Annotated in this window: 20 protein-coding genes; 12 read left to right on the top strand and 8 right to left on the bottom strand. The window is 56.7% G+C overall.

Going from position 1 to position 21,084, the window contains the following annotated elements:
• Positions 1-292 precede the first annotated feature (292 nt).
• On the top strand, positions 293-772 hold the full coding sequence (locus KTT_RS26315; RefSeq protein WP_126600412.1) for a PLD nuclease N-terminal domain-containing protein: 480 nt from the start codon (positions 293-295) through the stop codon (positions 770-772).
• 27 nt (positions 773-799) lie between these two features.
• Here KTT_RS26315 and KTT_RS26310 read toward each other — a convergent pair whose 3' ends face one another.
• Positions 800-1,759: a helix-turn-helix transcriptional regulator gene (locus KTT_RS26310; protein WP_126600410.1), complete on the bottom strand. Its 960-nt coding sequence runs from the start codon at positions 1,757-1,759 to the stop codon at positions 800-802.
• 140 nt (positions 1,760-1,899) lie between these two features.
• Between KTT_RS26310 and KTT_RS26305 the strand changes: the two genes are divergently transcribed.
• The 4 genes from KTT_RS26305 to KTT_RS26290 all read left to right on the top strand — a co-directional run bounded on the left by KTT_RS26305 (position 1,900) and on the right by KTT_RS26290 (position 5,565).
• Positions 1,900-2,412: a DUF1579 domain-containing protein gene (locus KTT_RS26305; RefSeq protein ID WP_126600408.1), complete on the top strand. Its 513-nt coding sequence runs from the start codon at positions 1,900-1,902 to the stop codon at positions 2,410-2,412.
• 66 nt (positions 2,413-2,478) lie between these two features.
• The gene (locus KTT_RS26300; RefSeq protein WP_126600405.1) at positions 2,479-3,252 is read left to right on the top strand and encodes an NIPSNAP family protein; all 774 of its coding nucleotides are present in this window, start codon (positions 2,479-2,481) and stop codon (positions 3,250-3,252) included.
• Between the two features lie 332 nt (positions 3,253-3,584).
• On the top strand, positions 3,585-4,610 hold the full coding sequence (locus KTT_RS26295) for a zinc-dependent alcohol dehydrogenase family protein (RefSeq protein ID WP_126600403.1): 1,026 nt from the start codon (positions 3,585-3,587) through the stop codon (positions 4,608-4,610).
• A 151-nt stretch (positions 4,611-4,761) separates the two neighbouring features.
• Entirely contained in the window at positions 4,762-5,565 is an 804-nt protein-coding gene (locus KTT_RS26290) for an isocitrate lyase/PEP mutase family protein (protein ID WP_126600401.1), read from the top strand.
• Here the strand turns inward: KTT_RS26290 and pdxR are convergent.
• Entirely contained in the window at positions 5,560-7,077 is a 1,518-nt protein-coding gene (gene pdxR / locus KTT_RS26285; RefSeq protein ID WP_126600400.1) for a MocR-like pyridoxine biosynthesis transcription factor PdxR, read from the bottom strand. The genes KTT_RS26290 and pdxR overlap by 6 nt on opposite strands.
• Positions 7,078-7,675: 598 nt before the next feature.
• On the opposite strand from pdxR, the gene KTT_RS26280 reads away from it, so the two are divergent.
• Complete coding sequence (locus tag KTT_RS26280; RefSeq protein ID WP_126600398.1) at positions 7,676-8,134, top strand: carboxymuconolactone decarboxylase family protein; 459 nt, start codon at positions 7,676-7,678, stop codon at positions 8,132-8,134.
• Positions 8,135-8,211: 77 nt separating this feature from the next.
• Here KTT_RS26280 and KTT_RS26275 read toward each other — a convergent pair whose 3' ends face one another.
• The 3 genes from KTT_RS26275 to KTT_RS26265 form a co-directional block, all read right to left on the bottom strand.
• Positions 8,212-10,140: a sensor histidine kinase gene (locus KTT_RS26275; RefSeq protein WP_126600396.1), complete on the bottom strand. Its 1,929-nt coding sequence runs from the start codon at positions 10,138-10,140 to the stop codon at positions 8,212-8,214.
• 386 nt (positions 10,141-10,526) lie between these two features.
• Positions 10,527-11,369 carry an LLM class flavin-dependent oxidoreductase gene (locus tag KTT_RS26270; RefSeq protein ID WP_126600394.1) on the bottom strand — a complete coding sequence of 281 codons (843 nt, stop codon included), beginning with the start codon at positions 11,367-11,369 and terminating at the stop codon, positions 10,527-10,529.
• A 155-nt stretch (positions 11,370-11,524) separates the two neighbouring features.
• Positions 11,525-12,829, bottom strand: coding sequence for an L-lactate MFS transporter (locus tag KTT_RS26265; protein ID WP_126600392.1), 1,305 nt, complete (start codon positions 12,827-12,829; stop codon positions 11,525-11,527).
• Positions 12,830-13,297: 468 nt separating this feature from the next.
• Between KTT_RS26265 and KTT_RS26260 the strand changes: the two genes are divergently transcribed.
• The 4 genes from KTT_RS26260 (at position 13,298) to KTT_RS26245 (ending at position 17,566) form a co-directional block, all read left to right on the top strand.
• Positions 13,298-14,818 carry an ABC transporter substrate-binding protein gene (locus KTT_RS26260; RefSeq protein ID WP_235845881.1) on the top strand — a complete coding sequence of 507 codons (1,521 nt, stop codon included), beginning with the start codon at positions 13,298-13,300 and terminating at the stop codon, positions 14,816-14,818.
• 271 nt (positions 14,819-15,089) lie between these two features.
• Complete coding sequence (locus KTT_RS26255; protein WP_126600388.1) at positions 15,090-16,037, top strand: ABC transporter permease; 948 nt, start codon at positions 15,090-15,092, stop codon at positions 16,035-16,037.
• Positions 16,038-16,097: 60 nt separating this feature from the next.
• Positions 16,098-17,048, top strand: coding sequence for an ABC transporter permease (locus KTT_RS26250; RefSeq protein WP_126600386.1), 951 nt, complete (start codon positions 16,098-16,100; stop codon positions 17,046-17,048).
• A 260-nt stretch (positions 17,049-17,308) separates the two neighbouring features.
• Positions 17,309-17,566: a hypothetical protein gene (locus tag KTT_RS26245; protein WP_126600384.1), complete on the top strand. Its 258-nt coding sequence runs from the start codon at positions 17,309-17,311 to the stop codon at positions 17,564-17,566.
• Positions 17,567-17,592: 26 nt separating this feature from the next.
• On the opposite strand, the gene KTT_RS26240 is transcribed toward KTT_RS26245, so the two are convergent.
• Positions 17,593-18,171 (bottom strand): GNAT family N-acetyltransferase, encoded by a 579-nt coding sequence (locus KTT_RS26240; RefSeq protein WP_126600382.1) that lies wholly within the window; start codon positions 18,169-18,171, stop codon positions 17,593-17,595.
• A gap of 346 nt (positions 18,172-18,517) precedes the next feature.
• Between KTT_RS26240 and KTT_RS26235 the strand changes: the two genes are divergently transcribed.
• Positions 18,518-19,147, top strand: coding sequence for a LysE family translocator (locus KTT_RS26235; protein ID WP_126600380.1), 630 nt, complete (start codon positions 18,518-18,520; stop codon positions 19,145-19,147).
• A gap of 39 nt (positions 19,148-19,186) precedes the next feature.
• On the opposite strand, the gene KTT_RS26230 is transcribed toward KTT_RS26235, so the two are convergent.
• Together KTT_RS26230 and KTT_RS26225 are read right to left on the bottom strand one after the other, a co-directional pair.
• On the bottom strand, positions 19,187-19,429 hold the full coding sequence (locus KTT_RS26230; RefSeq protein ID WP_126600378.1) for a hypothetical protein: 243 nt from the start codon (positions 19,427-19,429) through the stop codon (positions 19,187-19,189).
• Between the two features lie 220 nt (positions 19,430-19,649).
• Positions 19,650-20,087: an organic hydroperoxide resistance protein gene (locus KTT_RS26225; RefSeq protein WP_126600376.1), complete on the bottom strand. Its 438-nt coding sequence runs from the start codon at positions 20,085-20,087 to the stop codon at positions 19,650-19,652.
• A gap of 242 nt (positions 20,088-20,329) precedes the next feature.
• Between KTT_RS26225 and KTT_RS26220 the strand changes: the two genes are divergently transcribed.
• Entirely contained in the window at positions 20,330-20,839 is a 510-nt protein-coding gene (locus tag KTT_RS26220) for a MarR family winged helix-turn-helix transcriptional regulator (protein WP_235845880.1), read from the top strand.
• The last annotated feature ends 245 nt before the right edge of the window (positions 20,840-21,084 follow it).

Below are 21,084 nucleotides of genomic sequence, written 5' to 3'. Positions count from 1 at the left end.
TTTATCTATACAATGCCCATGCTTATAGAGTTTCCTCTCTACTTATAGATACTCTAAAGCGGTGCCCAAAGACGCGCATAGAAGCTCTATCTTTTCCATAAGATGTGATGTTCCGTGTGCGACTGGCTGAAAGCCTCACTTCCATTAAGGCTGGACCGTGATTCGCGTCTATTCATTACATAAGCGATGCGTTTGTGTTGTGTATCGATGCATGCTACTATAGAGGAAGCTAATCGTAATAATGTATGTTGGAATGAATTGATGCAGAGTATGGAGTTGAAAGGACCGCGCCTTGAGAGATCTTATTGGAATGCTTGTTGTGCTCGTGCCGATGCTAATCTGGTTCGGGGCGCTCTGGCATTGTTTTCGCAACCGGGCTCTCGGTGGGGGAGCAAGGCTCCTCTGGCTCTTATTCATCTTTTTTACCTATATCTTTGGAGCTATTATCTACTGGATCTTTGCGCCCAAACGGAATGCCCTTATCAGGGTGAGGACCACACAGGCATACCAGCGTCAGCGACCGCCCCAACAGTATTACTATCCCTCGAACAGGCAGCAGCAATATTATCAGCCCCCGCGCACTCCCGAGCCCTATTATCGACCGAGTGAGCCGGAGCAGACGCGTCCGGAGGAGTACCGCCCCTATCAGCAGGGGTATGCGCGCCGTGCCGATCCATCAACCGAGCAGGAACCCATCCAGGCATCGGAATATAGCTCCTATGAATATCCTCAGGCCACCTATCCCGAGCAGACGCAGCAACAACAGCAATAGGCTTAAAAGTCAGGGCAAGCCCGACACCTACGGGGCCCGTTTCGCGTAATCGATCATGGTCAGGGCGTACTGGCGCAGGGCTGTGCGCAATTCGGGGGGATGGTGGATGGTAAATGGAATGCCGAGTCCGGCGAGATGACAGGCCATCCATTGCAGGTCTTCAACATCAACGCGTAGGAGAACACCTCCGTTCTCCTCTGTAAAATGGCCCTGTGTGAGCTGGCTCTTGCGCCGGGCCTCCTCAAGCGTTGCCTCCAGCCATACCTTTACCTGCCATACACGTGGAACGGAAGCCAGGGCCTGCAGGACCGCGCCTCGCATATCAAAGTTTTCAGGGCGCAGAAATGTTTCGTCCGTCAACGCGGCCCACGTGATGCGGTCCAGCCGCAGGAGGCGCTGGCTCCGCCGCAGATGGCAATAGCCGATGGTATACCACACCCCTTCATGAGCCATAATCCCGTAAGGACTAAACGTGCGCTCCGTCGCTTCCGCCCGTGCCGAGCGATAGCGCAGACAAACGCAGCGTCTACGATGAACGGCCGAGCTCAATATGGTAACCACAGCCAGCGTGGGCGCAGCACGATACGCACCACTCTCAATGATGACCGTCTGCTCAACCGCCTGGACATGTTCACGGGTCGTATTCGGCAGGACACGCTCGATCTTCGTCAGCGCCCCCTCAAAGGCAGGCGAGGTCTGCGCGAGCTCATGCTCACGCGCCATGAGCAGGCTGAGCGTGAGCGCCAGGGCTTCATCTTCCGTAAAAATCAGTGGCGGAAGCTTATAGCCTGGCCGCAGGCGATAGGCCCCGTAGCGTCCCCGCATGGCCTCCACCGGAATACCGAGATCCGCCAGCACCTGAATGTAATCTCGCACCGTGCGAACATTGACTTCGAGACGACGAGCGAGCTCCGCGCCCGTCATGCGACCATGCGTCTGCAGCAGTTCCAGTACCGTCAGCACGCGGGCCGTTGGACGATAGACCACGTTCTTTCTTGCTCCTCGCGTTGAAAATTCAGCAATTCACTTTAATCAGGGTCAATAGTACCACCTTTTTCCCTTATACTCAAACACAGACGGCTGATTGATCTGGGCCGAGCTTGAATAGCAAAGAGAGGAATCCCACCATGAGTCACCATAGTCAACCATCTGGCGTGCACGATTTCGATGCGCTGATTGGTAGCTGGACCGTCCTGAATAAGCGCAAGAAAGGGCACCTGCTGCAGAACCATACCATTCCTGAGGAAGAGGCAATCTGGGAAGAGTTTCGCGGCCGCGACAGATTTGAAAAACAGCTGGATGGCCGGGCGGTGGTCGAGCATTGGGAGGCGACCCTGCCCTCGGGTGAAAGAGCGCTGGGGTATAGCGTCAAGGCTTTCGAGCCATCCACCGGACAATGGGCCATTATCTGGATCGATAATCGCAATCCACTGGATTTCAGGCCGCTTTATGGCTCCTTCGAAAATGGCGTCGGCACCTTCTTCCAGGTCGTTGAAACTTCTGATGGCAGACCACTGCACGTGCGCTATATCTGGGACGAAATGACCGCCGCCACGGCGCGCTGGCAGCAGGCCTTCTCCTTTGATGAGGGCAAGCATTGGGACACAAACTGGATCATGAATTTTACCCGGGCTGAATAACCCCGATAGCGTGGGCGAGACCGTGATAAAGGTCCCGCCCATCGATAAAGAAAAGGAACAGACAAGATGTCTGATGATACGGCACAAGCGTCAGAGTGTTGTTCGATCATTGAATTGCGCCGGTATACGCTCAAACCGGGACGCAGGGATGAGCTGATTGCTTTGTTCGAGGAGCATTTTATCGAGGGACAGGAACGGTATGGGATGCGCATCATTGGTCTGTTTCGCGATCTCAACAGGCCGAACCAATTCGTCTGGCTGCGCGGCTTTGCGGATATGGAGAGCCGCCGCCAGGCCCTTGAAGGCTTTTATTACGGTCCAATCTGGCAGGCGCATCGTACGGCTGCCAACGATACGATGATCGATTCTGACAATGTATTATTGCTCAGACCCGCGCCCCCTACCTCCTCTTTTCAAGTAGACCTTGCCGACAGACCCGCGCCGGACGCGCCCGAGGTCACTGGTGGCTTCATTGTCGCGACGCTGTACGCGCTTGATGCTCAGGTTGCGCCTCACTTTGTCGATTTCTTTGCGCGTGAGGTGGCGCCAGTTGTGCAGGAGGCAGGAGCACATATCCTGGGCCAATTTATTACCGAGACCAGTGAAAATACTTTTCCCGCCTTGCCTGTACGCGAGGGCGAATATTTTTTTGTCTGGCTCGCCTCCTTCGCTGATGAGGTCGCCTACCAGGAATATCGCTCCGCGCTAGCCAGCAACCTGGCATGGACGACCTCGCTGGTACCCGCTTTGCATGGCCGGGCAACTGGACCTGAAGAGGTGCTGGAATTGCATCCGGCCAGGCGTTCTCGGCTGCGCCATCACCAACGACCAGCTGAGTAGCGCAGGCTCTAAAGTTCAAATCCAGCCCTGCTCCGCTATATGTTGAGAGTGGCTTAGGACAGCGTTGAAGTGCTGGCATCAGTCTGGAATATTTGCAGAATCAGACAATCATTTTCGAGAATTGTTCTATTACTCTCTGTTCCAGGCGGTCTATACTACCCACTAGAGAGAAAACAGACTCCTCTCCCCGGACCTCATCGGCTCTCACGTCACAGAAAAGCTGCCGACATGTTACCTTCCACACGGCAGGAGCGTGAGGCAAGGTATTTGGTGGTAGTAAGTTTACGCTCGCCAGCACAGAGCGAGCGCCCTGAATAAGAAGGAGATTCATTATGCGAGGAACTATGCTGTACGGCCCTCGGGATGTGCGCTTCGAAGAGCGCGAAGATCCGAAGATTATTGAACCGACGGATGCGATCATCCGGATGGTGGCGACCTGCGTGTGCGGGTCCGACCTGTGGCCCTTTCGTGGTGTTGAAAAGGTTAGCCAGCCCCAGCCAATGGGTCACGAGTATGTTGGGATCGTCGAGGAGATCGGCTCCGAGGTCAAGAACATCAAGGTAGGCGACTTTGTCGTCGGCTCGTTCGTTATCTCCGACAACACCTGCGAGATCTGCCAGGCCGGCTATCAGTCGCGCTGCGTGCACGGAGAGTTTGTGTCGCAGACCATCGGCACCCAGACCGATCGCGCCCGCATCCCTCTGGCCGATGGTACCCTGGTCGCTACGCCCGGCATGCCCGATGATGACCTGATCCCCTCGCTCCTGGCTGCCTCGGACGTGCTGGGTACCGGCTGGTTTGGTGCCGTGGCCGCCGATGTGGCACCCGGCAAGACCGTTGTAGTTATCGGAGACGGTGCCGTCGGGCTGCTCGCCGTACTTGCTTCCAAACAGTTGGGGGCTGAGAGGATCATCGCGATGAGTCGTCATCCGAAACGCCAGCAGCTTGCCCGCGAGTTCGGCGCGACCGATATCATCACTGAGCGCGGGGAGGCGGGCGTAGAGAAGATCAAGGAGCTCACCAATGGACTCGGCGCGCACTCGGTCATCGAGGCGGTTGGCACCCAGGAGTCGATGCTCCAGGCGATCCGTTCCACCCGGCCTGGCGGCTCTGTTGGATACGTCGGCGTCTCCCACGATGTGAACCTGGATGGCCAGGAATTGTTCTTCTCAGAAGTTCACCTGCATGGTGGTCCTGCTCCCGTACGCCGCTTCCTGCCCGAGCTGATCGACCTGATCTGGAACCGCAAGATCAATCCCGGCAAGGTGTTCGACATGGAACTGCCTCTAGAGCAGGTCGCCGAGGGCTACCGCGCCATGGATGAGCGCCGCGCCATCAAGGTACTACTACGCCCATAAGGCTGAACACCAAAACCCGATAGGAGATAATGGCTCTATTGATGATGTAGAAATCGGCTCTTGTACCCGCTGCCATTGGCAGCTTATAGTGATAGCCATAGTGTTGAGAACGATTGTTCTTATAGTCTAAATAAGAAGGCAGGATCTAGCTATGGAGAGCGGGTTACAGAAGGAGCGGGCGCGGCGTTTTCGGTCCCTGCATCAGGGAGCGCCGATGCTGGTGTTGCCCAATGTGTGGGACGCTGCCAGCGCCCAGGTGATTGAGCAGGTGGGATTTCCGGCCATCGCCACCACCAGTTCGGGTGTAGCGACCGCGCTGGGGTATGAGGATGGTCAGCGGATTACGCGTGAGATGCTGGTTGAGGTACTGGCTCGCATTACGCGCGTGGTGAACCTGCCCGTGACGGCGGATATCGAGGCCGGCTTTGGAAATTCGATCCCGGATGTGCTGCAGACGGTCAGGGAAGTCATGGCGACGGGCGTGGTGGGCATCAATATCGAGGATTCGCGCAAGCAGCCGGGGAGCGGGCTGGTGGACATGTCGTACCAGGTCGAACTGCTGACGGCCCTGCGCGAGCTGGCGTCCGAGTTGGATGTGCCGTTTGTGATTAATGCCCGCGTTGATGTCTTCCTGCTCAAGATCGGCGAGCCTGAGGACCGCTTCGAGCACGCTGTAAGAAGGGCCAATGCCTATTTGCAGGCCGGAGCGGACTGTGTCTATCCGATTGCGCATCTTGATTATGATACCATTGGCCGTCTGGTCCAGGCCATCGATGGGCCGATCAACATCATGGGTGGTCGCGCCGGAACCACGCTGGCCGAGCTTGAGCGGCTGGGCGTAGCCCGGGTGAGTCTCGCTGGTACCTTGATGCGTTCGATGTTGACTCACCTGCGCTCCGTTGCCGTAGATGTGCTTGAGCATGGATCGTTTGAGAAATTGAACGCCGAGCTATAGCTCTTGAAATGCGCGTGCCAGGATCTGGACGGCTGCCCTCAGTTCGGACGGGGTGGCGCCAGAGAAGCCCAGCATCAGACCCTGGCGCGTGTTGGCATGCTGTGAATCCTGGGAATTTTGTACAATCGGTGTCGTAAGCAGTCCGTGCCGGGTCGCCTGCCGCGCGACACGTCGGGCGTCCAGACCTGTGGGGAGCCAGGCCATCAGGTGCATCCCCGCCTGGGGCACCATTACCTCTACCCTGTCTCCCAGTTCCTTGCGCAGCGCGTCTACCAGTGTATTGCGGCGTTCAAGATACTGGATGCGCATCTTGCGCAGGTGGCGCGCAAAGTGGCCCTCAACGATAAAGTCGGTCAGGGCCAGTTGTTCCAGCAGGGGCAGGTACACGTCGATCAGGCGGCGCGTTGCCACCATGCCTTTGAGGAGCGTGGGTGGAACGATCAAGTAGCCCAGGCGTAGGGATGGAATGAGCACCTTGCTGAAGGTGCCAACATAGATGACGCGTCCGCTGCTGTCGAGTCCCTGCAGCGCCTCCAGTGGACGTCCGCTGAAGCGAAACTCGCTATCATAATCATCCTCGACTATCCACGACCGGCTCTCGCGGCACCATTCGAGCAGGGCCAGTCGCCGGTTCAAACTCATGGTGACGCCGGTTGGAAACTGGTGCGAGGGCGTCACCACCGCCAGTCGTGCCTGCTGGCAGAGCTGTCTGCCCGCCTCGACATCGATGCCCTCCCGATCTACCGGCACCTGAACCAGCGTAGCGCCGGCTCCCAGCAGTGCTCCACGTGCCCCTGGATAGCCGGGATCTTCGACCCACGCCATGTCTCCGGGGTCCAGCAGCACGCGCGCCAGTAGATCAAGGGCACCCTGCGCGCCAGCCGTAAGGATGATCTGTTCCGGCGAACAGTGCACGCCGCGTGTAATGCCGATGTGGGCCGCGATCGCCTCACGCAGGGGCGCGTAGCCCTGCGCGTCCGAGTACTCCGTGAAGGTGCTCAGCGACTGGCGCGCGTGCCTGGAGATCAGTCGTGCCCAGGTTTCATAGGGGAAGGTCGTCACATCTGGCTGGCCGATCCTGAAGGCGGTATTTAGCGTGTCATCCGGATGTGTTTCCTCTTCCAGCCAGGTCAGACCAGCGAGTAGCTGGCCGCGCTGCCCCATTGGCTCATCTCTTGTGACTGGCTGCCGACTGGCTGTGGGCCTGCGGCCGTTCCTGCGCACATGCAGCGCCTGCTCTGGTTGCAGGCGAGCTACCCGTGTTCCATCGCCTACCTTGCTCTCGATGTAGCCCTCCATTAATAGCTGCTCGTAAGCCAGGGCCGTCGTGTTGCGCGACACCCCGAGCTCGCTGGCCAGCGTGCGCGTTGAGGGGAGCCGTGCCCCCGACTCCAATTGTCCCGACAGGATCTCCGCGCGCAGCCGCTCATACAACTGCTTATATAAGGGTGCCGCCGCGTACTGGTCCAGCGTAATCTCCGGTCTCGTGCTGCGCACTATTCGTTTAGGCATATGCTAATCTCTTCTATCTGCTACAGGCTCACTACGATTCTTAATGGCTCTCTCATTGTATACATAAATGGCTCTTTTAGCAATACCATTAAGATGCTATTATCTGATTATTGAAGAAAGTACTGAGAATGTGTCTTATTCCCACCACTTTGGGGGCACGTGAGCGCCCCCGCACTCGCGTCCGCTACGCGGCCGCATTGTTTTTGTGTGTTGGTGCATCCGGTGCGCATCCGCGCACCGGATGCACCAACACACCATGGACGTGTGAGCCCCGGAGGTGCGAAAGCTCAGGCGTGCTGCAAGCGATGATCATGAGAATCAGACACTTTCTGAGAACGTGTCTGACTTCCGTCATGTTGGGGGTGTATGAGCGCCCCCGCACGGCTGCACCGATTTTGTGTGTTGGTGCATCGGGTGCGCGGATGCGCACCGGATGCACCAACACACAACGGAATTCTGAGCACCGGAGGTGCGAAAACCCATGCAGGCCGCAGGCCATCATCATGAGAGTCAGACACGCTCTGAGAAACGTTGCCTTAAGGCGGCGAGCATGCCTTCAGTTGTCAAAAAGATTTTTATCAGAAGGAGATGTATTTTTATGACCTCACGTATGAACTATGGAAAAGCGGCTCCTGGTGCCATGCGCGCCATGAATGGGCTGGAAACGTATATCGCCGACTGTGGCCTTGAGCCTTCATTGAAGGAACTGGTGCGATTGCGTGCCTCGCAGATCAACGGCTGCGCCTACTGTGTGGACATGCACAGTCTGGACGCGCGGGCCGGCGGTGAAAGCGAGCAGCGCCTGTATGCCCTGCCGGTCTGGCAGGAGACCCCCTTCTTCAGCGAACGCGAGCGGGCCGCTCTGCTGTGGACCGAAAAGTTGACCCTGATCTCGATCGATCACGTACCTGACGATGTTTATGAGCAGGTGCGCGTGCACTTCAGCGAGACCGAACTGACCAACCTGACCCTGCTCGTCGCCGCCATCAACGCCTGGAACCGCTTCGCCATCAGCTTCCGCAGCGAGCCCGGCCATTACAAGCCATCTGAGAATTAACATCCATCCCCTCGCGGGCGCTTCCTATCCGCGAGGGGCGTACCTACGAGGGGATGGATGGGCCGCGAGGGGCGCACCTACGGCGATGGCGGGGAGGGCGCTGGGGGTGGTGGGTTTACACGCGGCATGGTGACTCTGGTGATGTCATGGCGCGCCAGGGGCAGCGAGAACCAGAAGGTTGAGCCGTGGCCTGGGATGCTCTCGACCCCGACCAGGCCATGGTGGCGTTCTATCAGGTTGCGGCACAGGTAGAAGCTCATACCCATGCTTAGATCGAGCTCATTCTGAGGCGCGGTCCCCAGGGAGCGATAGAGGCGTTCCCAGATATGCTCTTGCTCTTCTAGCGCGATGCCGGGCCCTCTATCATGGATGCTGATGTACGCTTGATCGGCCTCTACGCGTATCTGTATAATGATCGGTTGATCGGTCGGCGACTGCTGAGAGGCATTGGAAAGGTAGGTCTGCAGAACCTGCCTGATCCTGTGCGCGTCGATGTTGACCCAGAGCGCCTGTGGAGGGAGCCGCAGGGTGAACTGCTGCTCGGGATGCCGCTTCTGATGTTGCCCCACGGTCTCCTTCACCAGCTCAAGCAGCTCGTAGCGCTGTATATCGAGCTTAAAGGTATCCGCCTGGATACGTGAATCATCGATCAAGTTTCTGATAATGCGTTCCTGCAGGCGCGCGCTATCGCTGGCCGCCTCCAACGGGTCCCGCAGCTGTTCGATCTTTTTATTGATATCGGACAGATCAGCCTCCTTCTTCAGCTTTTCCAGGCGCCTCAGAGCCAGCTGGATGTTGCCCATGGTGGCCGTTAGCGGTGTCTTCAACTCGTGGCTGGCCAGGTTCAGGAACGTATTGATGATCTGATTGGTGGCCTGCACCACCATATCGTTGCCCTGTTCCTGGTTGGTGTGGGCGAATGGCCGCACATATTCGATCATCAACGCGGTCAAGGTGGCGACCGCCTCTACCAGCTCGCTCTCTTCGGGGTCACAGGGATTATCCCTGCCCAGGACAAACATCCCGACCAGTTCTTGCTTCACGAATAGCGGCGTCCAGAACAGGTTAGCGGACGTGAAATCGACGCGCTTCAAAAACGGGATGCGCATATGTTCGCGATCGACCCTGACCTGTTTATGCTGGAGCAGCTGTTCGATGGCGTCGGGATCGAGGAAATCCGACAGACTGTAGCGGCCGCTATTCTGCCAGCGCAGCTCGGCCTGTGGCTGTGTTAGACCACTGAAGGCGATATAGTAGAGCCGCTGATCGGTGGCTCCCAGTGAGAAGAGGAACGCGGCCTGGCCCCCCAGTAGATCGCGGATCAGATCGAGCAGGTGCTGGCCGATGGCATGGATGGAAGATGGGATCGACAGCGATTCTTTAGACGGCGGCGCGGCCAGCAGGTCGCGCAGATGGGCGATGGCATTGATCAACGATAAGAGGGCCGAGTTATTCTGACAGCTGCTCTTCTGCACCTCGTAAAAATGGGTGAGGTCGTGCAGTTGATACATGATATTGGTGGGTTGTAACGGTCGCCTGATGAATGTACGTGTAACATCGATGCACGCGATACGGCTCGAAGGGAGCAGACACAGTACGGTCTGCTTATGGGTTTGAGGATCAAGCAGCGCCTGCATGGCCTTCGTCTCTGTATCTTTTGAAAAGGGGCGATGCTTCAGATCATATATGCGGCACTGCTTAAAGAGCTCCCCGTAGGATCTACCCACTGCTTCCTCGACTGAAGATAGCCCCAGCAGTTCTAGCGCGGCTTTATTAAGCCAGTATACCCTGTTATCCAGGCCAGTAAGAATGATGGCCTCCTCCATCTCCGTCATGATAAGCTCGAATGCGCTGATCTCAGCGTTGGTAACATGTGCGGATAATGGAGCAGGTGTGTGGTTGCTTATTGATACAGCTGGCGGCACTGGCTGGTAAGTATTTACGCGTTTATCGCTTTGCTGATCAAATGATGTGCCTGGCTCTGGCTGGCTCTGCTGGTCCTCCACGCCTACCTTCCTTTTTGTGCTTGACAAAGCAAGGGGACAGCCCTCTTAATCTCACGACTTCTTTCACCGCCCACTTGCTAGCAGTGTACCATATCCACCATTGTGGCACAATCATTCGTATGTAGGTGCCAGGCTTGCCTCCAATACGTTCAATTTTAGAGCAAGCAACAAGAAAAACGACAAATCGCCAGCGGAATATGGAACATCCCTCGACCCGATCATGTCCCCGTAGGCGGCCGTAGTTGCCGGGGCAAGCCCGGCAACTACGGCCGCCTACGGGGACATGATCGTGATCGGGGACCGCTCACATGCATTCCTATGACGTTTCGGGTTCCCCAATGCTTCCCTTTTTTCGCTAAAGTTGAACGTATTGGGGCTTGCCCCAGTTAATCTCGTGGTGGCCCCTGTTTGATGCGTGCCAGCGCCTGAGCACTTTCGCCGGGCTCCGGTAGAATAAATTCACCCCACCATGTGGCGCCCGCTGCTTCAAAGGGCTCAATCTGCGCGCGGGCTTTTGCACGGTCGCCCATCGCGCTGTGTCCGGCTGCTGTAATATCAAAGGGAGCATCGCCTGTACGGTTGGTGCTTATAAAGTCTCGTATGGCCTGGATATCGTGTGGTTTGAGGGAGCCATCGCCTTGCGCATCAGGTAATTTCGCGGGGCAGAAGCCGTCCCAGCGCGCTGCGCGTAGGGCTGGTGCCTTGCGCGGCCACCAGCCACCGATCCAGATGGGTATGCGGGGACGCTGCACCGGCTGTGGATTGAACGTAACCTCATTGATCGTGTAGTATGTTCCTTGATGGCTGTATGGCTGCCCGCTCATTAAGCCGGCCAGGATCTCCAACCCCTCATCCAGCATGGTGGCGCGCTGCTTCTCGTTCGCCACCTCGCCGAAGTGGTGATCCTGCGCATCACCCAGCCCGAAGCCGAGGATCAGGCGACCATGAGAAATGTGGTCCAGCGTGATGGCCTCGCGTGCTAGCTTCCATGGCAGGCGCGACGGCAGGGGCGTTACCGTAATGCCCAGTTCGATATGTTGGGTACGCAGAGCGATCGCCGTCAGCGCCAGCCATGGATCATAAGTGATGTTATGCTCCCCCCAGTAAACGATGTAATCTTCTAGAAACACGCCATCCCAGCCCGCATCCTCCGCGATACGCGCATACTCAACCAGCCGCTCCAGATCCCCATCGATCCCCGATAGCGGCAGCACGACCCCATACTTCATACCTGTATCCTTCCTATATTCACTTGAACATACAAAGACAACAGACACAAGTATAGCCGCTCAGTCATGACATCCATTGTCATATTTCAGGTATAAAAAATTGCCAAAAGACAAGGCGTGGCATACCAGTTATACCACACCTTGCCCTTCAGAACTCAGGCTTTTTTGCCAGCTACGACCTCGACAGCGTCGTTGCGCTGGCGCTGATTGAGGAAGCGGGCCAGCAGCGGCAGGGCGCAGGAGACGGCCAGGATGACTATGATCACGTAGATGGCGGCGTGGTATTCCATGTTGGAGATCAGGATGGGACCAACGATGCCGCCGGCGCTCCAGGCGGTGAGCATGGCCCCGTAGATGGTGCCGGAGTATTTAGCGCCGAAGAAGTCGGCCGCGAAGGCCGGCATGGTGCCGAAGCCGCCACCGTAGCAGAGTCCGATCAGCGCGCCCGGGATGAGCAGGAGGGCAAAGCCACCGGCCCCGATCTGCGCCAGGAACAGGAAGGCGAGGATCTGCACGACAAAGATGGCCAGGAACGTAAAGGGTCGCCCAATGGCGTCGGAGAGCCATGCCCAGGCCAGGCGTCCGAGTCCGTTAAAGACCGAGATGGTACTGACGAAGACACCAGCGGTGATCGGATCGACGCCGGTAAACTTCTGCGCCAGCGGCGAGGCGACGGCGATCAGGGCCGCGCCCGCCGTGACGTTGAGCGCCAGCGTCAGCCAGAGCACGTACCAGCGGGGGGTACGTAATGCTTCACCGAAGGTATAATCCCGGTTGGCGTTCATCTCCGCCTGTACGGTCGTCGATGGGCTCCAGCCCTCTGGCACATAGTTATCGGGCGCGCGGCGGAAGAACTGGGCTGCTCCTACGACCACGATCAGGTAGATAATGCCAAGATAGATAAATGTCGATGCAACGCCGATAGATTTGGGCAGGAGCAGCGGGGGGACCGTCTGCGCGATGAGCAGAGCGCCCAGGCCGAAGCCCGCCACTGCCAGACCGGTGATGAAGCCACGACGATCGGGGAACCAGCGCAGCAGCATGGCCAACGGCACGATATAGCCCAGCCCGATACCGATGCCTCCGATGATGCCGAAGGTGAGATACAGCAGGTACACATTGTGGGACGATAAGGTCAGGCCGGCCAGGACAATACCCAGGCCGTAGAGGATGCCGCCGGCGGTAGCGATCACTCTAGGACCATAGCGTAGCTGCAGATAGCCACCGAAGGCGGCCGTCACTCCCAGGGCCAGCAGCGTAATCGAGAACGTCAGACTGATAGGCGAGAGCTGCGCCGCGGTCACCTTGCTGGCGGGAATGCCATTAAATAGCGCGGCGATAGGCTTAGAAAAAACGCTCCAGGCGTAGACAGAGCCCAGAGCAAGCTGCAATACAAAGGCGGCGATAGCGATCAGCCAGCGATTTGGCTGCCTCAAGGTACCAGGTGATGCACTACTCATATAATTCCTCCATGCCATTGTAACAATTATAGGCCCAGTATACCACATCAATTCGGACCATTTCTGCAACCCTTACGCGCTACTTGATCGCTTAATATAAGCCAGGAAGTACTTCTGCATGGTAGTGTGCGGGCAAATAACGAGAGGCCGCGCCATAGTGAGTTACATAAACTTGACAAAATGTATATACTCGTTTTACTATTTGATTTATTCACTAGAGTTTTTTTTAGTTGCGCCTGACAACTGTATTGCGTACACATATACTGCTTTATAAGGAGAAGATATCGCGCGTATTTGTTTGAGTATTGCTCAAACTGATCAATCATAATTAAATTGTAGCGTTGTCTGGTATTATATTTGCAATTCATGGAGCTGATGATATTTATGACAGCTATATTTTCTAAGGGTACGAGATTGTCAGCAATCTCGCGGACCAGAAAATTCCCTCTCCCATGTGCGATCATCCTCATGACAATGCTGATGCTGCTCTCCGCCTGTGGTGGTGGGAGTACAACTCAGCAGACCAGTCAATCCAAGAGCGGCGGCGATCTCAGCGTCGGCCTCGCTTCAGATGTAGTTACGCTCGATCCCCTCAAGTCCACGGCGCTGGTGGACCGGCAGGTGATGTTAAATATCTACGATACATTGGTGCGCGTCGATGCGCAGAACAATATTCAGCCGGACCTGGCGACATCCTGGACGCAACCAAACCCGAAGGAGTTAGACTTCACCCTGCGCACAGATGTCAAGTTCCAGGATGGCACCCCTTTTAACGCCGACGCGGTCGTCTTCAATATCAATCGTATCCTCTCCACACCGTCCTCTCCCCGCTACAGCGAACTCTCAAGCGTGCAGGCGGTGACGGCCGTGGACCCTTCACATGTACGTTTTTCCTTAAAGAAACCCTTCTCGCCCCTGTTGGCCACCCTGACGGATCGCTCGGGCATGATTCTCTCTCCCACCGCCGTAGGCAAACTGGGAGCGAACCTGAGCAACGCTCCCACGGGCGTGGGTAGTGGACCCTTTATGTTCGGCGATTGGGTCAAGAGCGACCATTTGACTATCAAGCGCAATCCCCACTACTGGCAGAAGGACGCGCAGGGGACCGCGTTGCCATATCTCAACTCGGTCAAATACCGGCCCATTACCAATGAGAGCGTAGAGTTCTCGAACCTGCAGACCGGCACCATCCAGGCCGCCGATACGGTGGGCGCCAATAATGTGGCGGCCGCCAAATCCAACAGCAGTCTGATCTACAAGCAGATGCCGGGTCTGAGTTTCTATGGCATCATGCTCAATACGAAGGCGGCCCCCTTCGATAACGTCAATGTACGGCAGGCCGTCGCCTGGGGCATCAACCGGGAAGAGATCGTGTCCGGGGTGCTCAAGGGTCTGGGAACCGTGTCGCAAGGACCTATCCCTCCCAGTAGCTGGGCATACGACAAGAATTTCGCCCCCTATAGCTATTCGGTGGATAAGGCGAAGGCGGCCCTGGCTAAGAGCGGCAAGTCCAGTGTCTCCTTTACGCTTTCGATCGCCAGCGGCTCGCCCGCCGTGGCGCAGCAGGCCCAGTTTATCCAGTCGGAACTGCAGCCGGCCGGTATCACCGTCAACATCAAGCAAGAGCCCTTCGCCACCCTGCTGAGCGATACCTCGTCGCACAACTTTGTCGCGGCCATGCTTGGTTGGAGCGGGCGTCCTGATCCCGATGGCAACATCTACTCCTACTTCCATACCGGAGGTGGCAATAACGACATGCAGTACTCCAATCCGCAGGTCGATAAACTGCTGGAGGATGCGCGTGCCACCCTGGATCAGAAGCAGCGCGCCACCGATTATCAGCAGGCGGAACAGCAGATCATGCAAGATATGCCGTATGTGTTTATCTATCATGGCATCTCTATCCAGGCGACAACCAATAAGGTGCAGAATTTTACCATTCTGCCCACGACCATTATGAACTTTTCCAACGTGTACCTCAGCCAGTAGGTGCGCCCCTTGCGGGCGCTTGCCTGCGTTGGGTGTCTTTGACCCCTGACTCTACACGCCTGCGGCGCTCAAAAAATCTGTTAGAGTTGGTGCAACGGGTGGCGCTGTAGCGCCACCCGTTGCACCAACTCTAACAGAAATGATTGGGGATGAAAGCGGGGGAGGTGCAGGAGGGCCGGCGAGGCCCTCCTGCCGGGAGCGTGGGGGTGTCCCCCACACCATCCTTTCTCCCCCTCTCCCCGCCGAAGGCGGGGATACAAAGGAGAGGTTCATGACGAGATATTCGGTGCAGCGGCTGCTCTTTTTCTTGCCGGTGGCGCTGCTGGTCAGCTTCATTACATTTTTTACGGTTCATCTGATACCGGGGGACCCGGCGCGTGTGCTGCTGGGAGAGGAGGCGACGCCGCAAACGGTGGCCGCGCTGCGTCAGCAGTTGGGGCTTAACCAGGCGTTGCCAGTGCAGTTCGCGATCTGGCTCTGGCTGGCGATCCACGGCAACCTGGGCCAGTCGATTCAGTTTCAGCAGCCGGTGATCGAGCTGATCGGCCAGCGTTTGCCGGTCACGGCCGAGCTCGGTTTCTGCTCACTCATCCTCTCGCTGTTGATCGCCTTTCCACTGGGCATTTTCGCGGCCACCCATCGCAACAGCTGGATCGATTTGGTGGTCAATATTTTCGCCCTGCTGGGAACGGCCATTCCCAGTTTTGTAATCGGCCTCCTGCTCTTATTTCTGCTGGCGGTCTCACTGCGCTTCTTCCCGCCCGGCGGCTACGTCCCATTTAACCAGGACCCGCTGGGGAACATACACGACATGATCCTGCCCGTGCTCACCCTCAGCCTGGGCTCGATCGCCGTCAATATGCGCCAGTTGCGCGCCAGCATGATCGAGGTCTTGAGCCAGGATTATATCCGCACTGCGCGCGCCAAGGGCGTGATCGAAAGAAGGGTGCTGTATCTGCACGCACTGCGCAACGCCGTGCTGCCGGTCCTGACCATCGTTGGAATCCAGATTGGCGCCATTCTGGCGGGCACCTTCGTGGTCGAATCAATCTTTCTCTGGCCGGGGGTGGGTCAGCTGGCCGTCTCCAGTATCCTGGCCAAGGACTATCCCGTTGTGCAGGGCATCGTACTGCTCTCAGCCATCTCATATATGCTGGCCAACCTGCTGGTAGACCTGAGTTATGGCCTCTTAAATCCGCAGATCCGCTTCCACAGCTGATCCATATCCCAATGCGACTGTTATCCACCTGTATAGGCTGGTTTCTATATGGAGGTAGGCATGGCTATATCGACCGATGTGCATGACGAAGAAAACAGGGAGGGGCGGACCCGTTACACACCGCCCAGATCCCATGGCCGCTGGCGAGTGAGTTGGGGTAGTATCGTGCGGAGCTTTCGTCGCGATCCCCGCTGGTGGTTCGCCGTCGTCCTGCTGATTTTTGTACTGGCCGCGCTTTTCGCGCCCTGGATCAGCCCCTACTCACCGACCCTCTATCATCCCACTATCACGGCACAGGGTCCCACTGCCGCCCACTGGCTAGGCACCGACTCGCTGGGACGCGACCAGTTGAGCCGCATCATCTATGGCACGCGCATCTCGCTCTCGGTAGGAGTCGTCTCTATCCTGTTGGGCGGGCTGATCGGCACCGTGCTGGGACTGATCGCCGCCTACAGCAGAGGCTGGGTCGATCAGGTTATCGCTATGATTGTTGATGCTCTGCTCTCATTCCCCTCATTGATCCTGGCCCTGGCCCTGGTGACGGCCCTGGGGCCCAGCATCATCAACCTGGCCATTGCCCTGGCGGTGGTGCGCATCCCGATCTACGCCCGCATCGCGCGCGGGCAGACCCTGCAGATCTCCACCCAGGACTACGTGGAGGCCGCGCGGGTCACCGGCACGCCGACCTGGAGGATCCTACTGCGGCACATCCTTCCCAATATCTTCAGTCCCCTGCTGGTTCAGGCCACCCTCTCTATCTCCCTGGCTATCCTGGATGAAAGCGTTCTCAGCTTTCTCGGTCTGGGTGTTCAGCCACCGACGCCTGAATGGGGCACCATGATCAACGATGCCCAGCAATACCTGTCCACCGACCCCTGGATGATGGTGGGGCCGGCCATCACCATTATTATCCTCCTTATCAGCATGAACCTGCTCGGTGACGCCGTGCGCGACCGCCTGGATCCGCGTTCCCAGGATGCCGTCACCCTGAGCACTCCCACCCAATCCTGATCACTGCCATCAAAAGCGTTATAGCCCTATCTGGACAGTCTTTATACCAGATAGGGCTATGACCTTCCCCCTACAGTAACGCCGATGTCCCTTCTTCGTACATAAAGGAAAGGCATGGCTGGCCCTCAACGCCCATATATATATTGCGTGTATACAATGCATTGAAGCATATCGTGCATGGATATATGTTTAAGCCTGTCTCTATTGAGAGCGCTAGCGCGTGCATGTTATACATAGATTTTTTATGAAGGGAGAACTACATGGGCGAGCGGAAAAAGTGCGATGGCCATGAGAAACGCATGCTTGTGCGTGAGCAAATTCTCCAGGCGATCGTGCAGATGAGCCTGCAGGATGGCTCTCTCAGCGCATCGCTCTATGTCATTCTTGATGCGCTCGAAGAGCAGGGGAGCTGTGATTCAGAAGCGATTGAGCAATCGATCGAGGAGCTTACCAGGTTTGAGGATGTGCTGCATGGCCTGCAAAAGAATCTGCGCACGCTGCGTAAGCTCAGCTCGTAGGTCCCGCGATCGTTGTTGCATATAATCTAGGATAGGACGCTGGTGCTGGTGGAAGGATGCCACTCGCTGGCCAGCATGCCATAGATAATCATGTCGTACACCTGGCCGTTGACCCATACGGTCTGACGCAAGGTCCCTTCCTGTCTGAAGCCCAGCCTCTCTGGCACAGCCCGGCTTCGATAATTGCCCGAGGCCGCGTGAATCTCGACTTTATTGAGCCCGAGCTCCTCGAATGCATAGGTTACCAGCGCTTTGGTCGCCCTGGTGATAATCCCTTTCCCCTGCATATCCTTGTCCAGCCAGTAGCCGATCTCAGCCTGGCGTGCCTGCCAGCTCATGCGTGGATAGCCGATAGAGCCGACCAGCTGGCCGCGATACCAGAGATTGGTTGGCAGACCCGTGCCATCGGCGAAGCGATGCATGCTGCTGCTCATAAAGTTCTTGATGCCTTCAAGTGTCTGTTCTTCGGCCGCCCACGGCATCCATTCACGCAGATGCTCAATGTTGCGTACTACCAGGGCATGATACGCCTCTGCATAGCGCAGCTCATGCAGGCGCAACTCGATCTCATCGTCAACCCGAATACATAATCCTAACGTGCTCATATCAGCTCCTTCCTTATATATGAGTTTAATGTAGCAGATCTCTGGCTGGCTGACAATCCTCCTGAAGCTTGACGTGTGCCCCCTGGCAGAATTATGTTAGAATTGTAAATAGGAATGTGTATTATCTTAGAATGTGCCTGATGCGCAAGATAATCGCCTGACGCATGCCCGGGCTTACGCACCTTTGGTGCTCGCGGGTCATTTGTATATTGGTGCATCGGGGGGCGCGTTCACGCGCCCCCCGATGCACCAATATACAAAACCAGGGCGGCCGCCTGTGCGGGGCCGCTCACGCCCCCTTACCAGAGAGCGTGAGCCACTCTCTTATATTTTAAGGAATGATGCCATGCCAACGCTAACCAGTATCTCTCTACTCCTCGTAACCACAATTGTGATCTGTATCATACCAGGGCCAGACATGCTCTATATTATCGCGCGCAGCACGGGACAGGGACGTTCCTCGGGTATCGTTTCCTGTCTTGGCATCGCCACCGGAGGTGTGTTGCAGACGACGGCGGTCGCCCTGGGGCTCTCGGGCCTCTTTCTAGCGGTGCCGGTGGCGTATGAGGTCATTAAATTTGCCGGCGCGCTCTACCTGATCTATCTGGGCGTGCGCACGTTGCTGAGCCGTGAAGAGATGCTAGCGGGCACAGGGAGCGAAAGAACGGGTTTGCTCAGGGCCTTCTTTCAGGGTGCCCTTACCACGCTGCTCAATCCCAAAGTGGCTTTTTTCTACCTGGCATTTTTGCCACAATTCGTTGATCCCGCGCGCGGAGCGGTTCCGCTACAACTATTGCTGCTCGGCCTGCTCTTTAACCTGGTGAGCCTATCCATCGACTCCAGCATCTCCTTGCTGGCGAGCGCCCTGGGAATATGGCTGAAGCGCCACGTGGGGGCAGCGAAGATCATCCAGAAGTTGACCGGGGGGATCCTGGTGGGCCTGGGTGTGCGCCTGGCTTTTTCCAGCCGCCAATAAGGCCTTGCCTTCTTGAAGCCTCTCAGGGCGGAGGGACGGCTATGCCATGCCGACGATCTCGTGAGCCATAACCTGGAAGTGGACACCCGAATAATCTTCCAGCACATACACCAGGCCACGATTGCGCATCATATACTTCCAGGTAATCGTCCCTTTGGCGTGGCCATCATAAAAGCGCACCTGATCATTGAGCTGGTAATCGCCCTCTGAGCTTAGCTCTCCATAGTCCTTGCTGTACTGGCGATACATCTGCAGGCGAAATTTGGGCGTATCTTTGTACATAGCGAGCTCCTTGCCTGAAGCAATGGCATTGTATATAGAGGAAGACTATTATAGATAGAAGTATGCCAGAGCTTAGTATATATTGACAAGCTTCATAGTACCTCTGGTTGACCTTACCCCCTGTCGAGGTTCAGTGGGTAAAGAGGAAGAGGAAGCGTTTGTACGAGCACGCTCGTACAAACGCTTCCTCTTTATGCATTGGGAGTGAGATTGGCGGCTACTACGAGATGGCGAGTGGCTGCTCCTCAAAATAGAGCCGAACCGGGATGTTACCACGGGTCGCGTTGGAGTAAGGGCAGACCCGGTGTGTTAACTCAACCAGCCGCTCACCGGTCTCCTGGTCCACATCGGGGATAAAGACGTGCAGCTCGACCTCAAGCCCGAAGCCACCCTCGCCATTGGGGCTGACGGCCACCTTCGCCGTCACAGTTGACGCGCTGGCATCAACTCTCTGACGGCGTGCCGCCAACATCAATGCCGACTGAAAGCAGGCCGCGTAGCCAGCCGCGAACAGCTGCTCGGGATTGGTCCCCTCACCGCCGGAACCTCCCATCTCCTTTGGCACGCTCAGCTTTACCGCCAGACGCCCATCCGACGAACGAGCCTCCCCTTCACGCCCACCCTGAACGCTTGCTTCTGCTGTATACAGAATCTTCATAGTATTAAGCCGCCTTTCATCTCTATTTTTCAGGAATGTGAGTTGTACACAATTAAATTGTACACAATTAAATTGTAAGCAATTTATACCACAGAATTTAGAGCAATGTCAAGGCAATGGTAGCTGGATGCCTCACCGGAGGCGATTGCTTGACTTCTATTTAATTGTGTGCTATACAATTGCGTACAATTAAATGGAAATGCATATACACCTGTAAAAAATGGACTGGAGGGGCATACGCCATGGGTGATAAGAATGTAGAAGAGCGATGGCCATTTGAGGGGATGAACAGCGATGTCGTGGGGAGTACGCTGGCTGAGGAGCAGAAGGTGCACATCAGCGACATGCTCTGTTTCGCCCTGTATTCGGCCTCTCGGGCGGCGATCGACGCCTATCGGCCGCTGCTCGACGAGTTAGGGTTGACCTATCCCCAATACCTGGTCATGCTCGTCTTGTGGGAGCGCCAGAGCTGTTCTGTCAAAGATCTCGGGCAACTGCTGCACCTGGATTCAGGGACCCTTTCTCCACTGCTCAAGCGCCTGGAGGGCGTGGGCTATATCGCGCGCCAGCGCCGCCACAGCGACCAGCGTGTCGTCGATATTGTGCTCACAGAAGAGGGGAGCAACCTCAAAATGCTGGCCAGCCCCATCCCCCAGAAAATAAGCTGCCAGTACGGCATAGAGTACGGCGAATACCGTGATCTCCTCGAACGCCTCAAAAAGCTCACCGACCACCTGTCCTCTCCACGCTAACACGTGTCCGGCGCGCTTCCTCTGGCCCAAATATAGGCCGGCCAATATGCATCGATCGCAATATGACGGGAGCTGTCATATTGGGTGCTTTATACTCCCTATCTGAAGCTGTTTTTGGAATGTGCCAGACTCTCGTCACCATGGGGGCGCTCACGTCCCCAGTATAACGAGAGTGAGACACGTTCGTAGTGCGTGTCAGACTTTCATCATCATCGCCTGAGGGCTGCATGAGTTTTCGCACCTGC

The organism is Dictyobacter aurantiacus (assembly GCF_003967515.1).
Taxonomy (GTDB): Bacteria; Chloroflexota; Ktedonobacteria; order Ktedonobacterales; family Ktedonobacteraceae; genus Dictyobacter; species Dictyobacter aurantiacus.
This window is presented reverse-complemented; position numbering and strand designations above follow the sequence as displayed.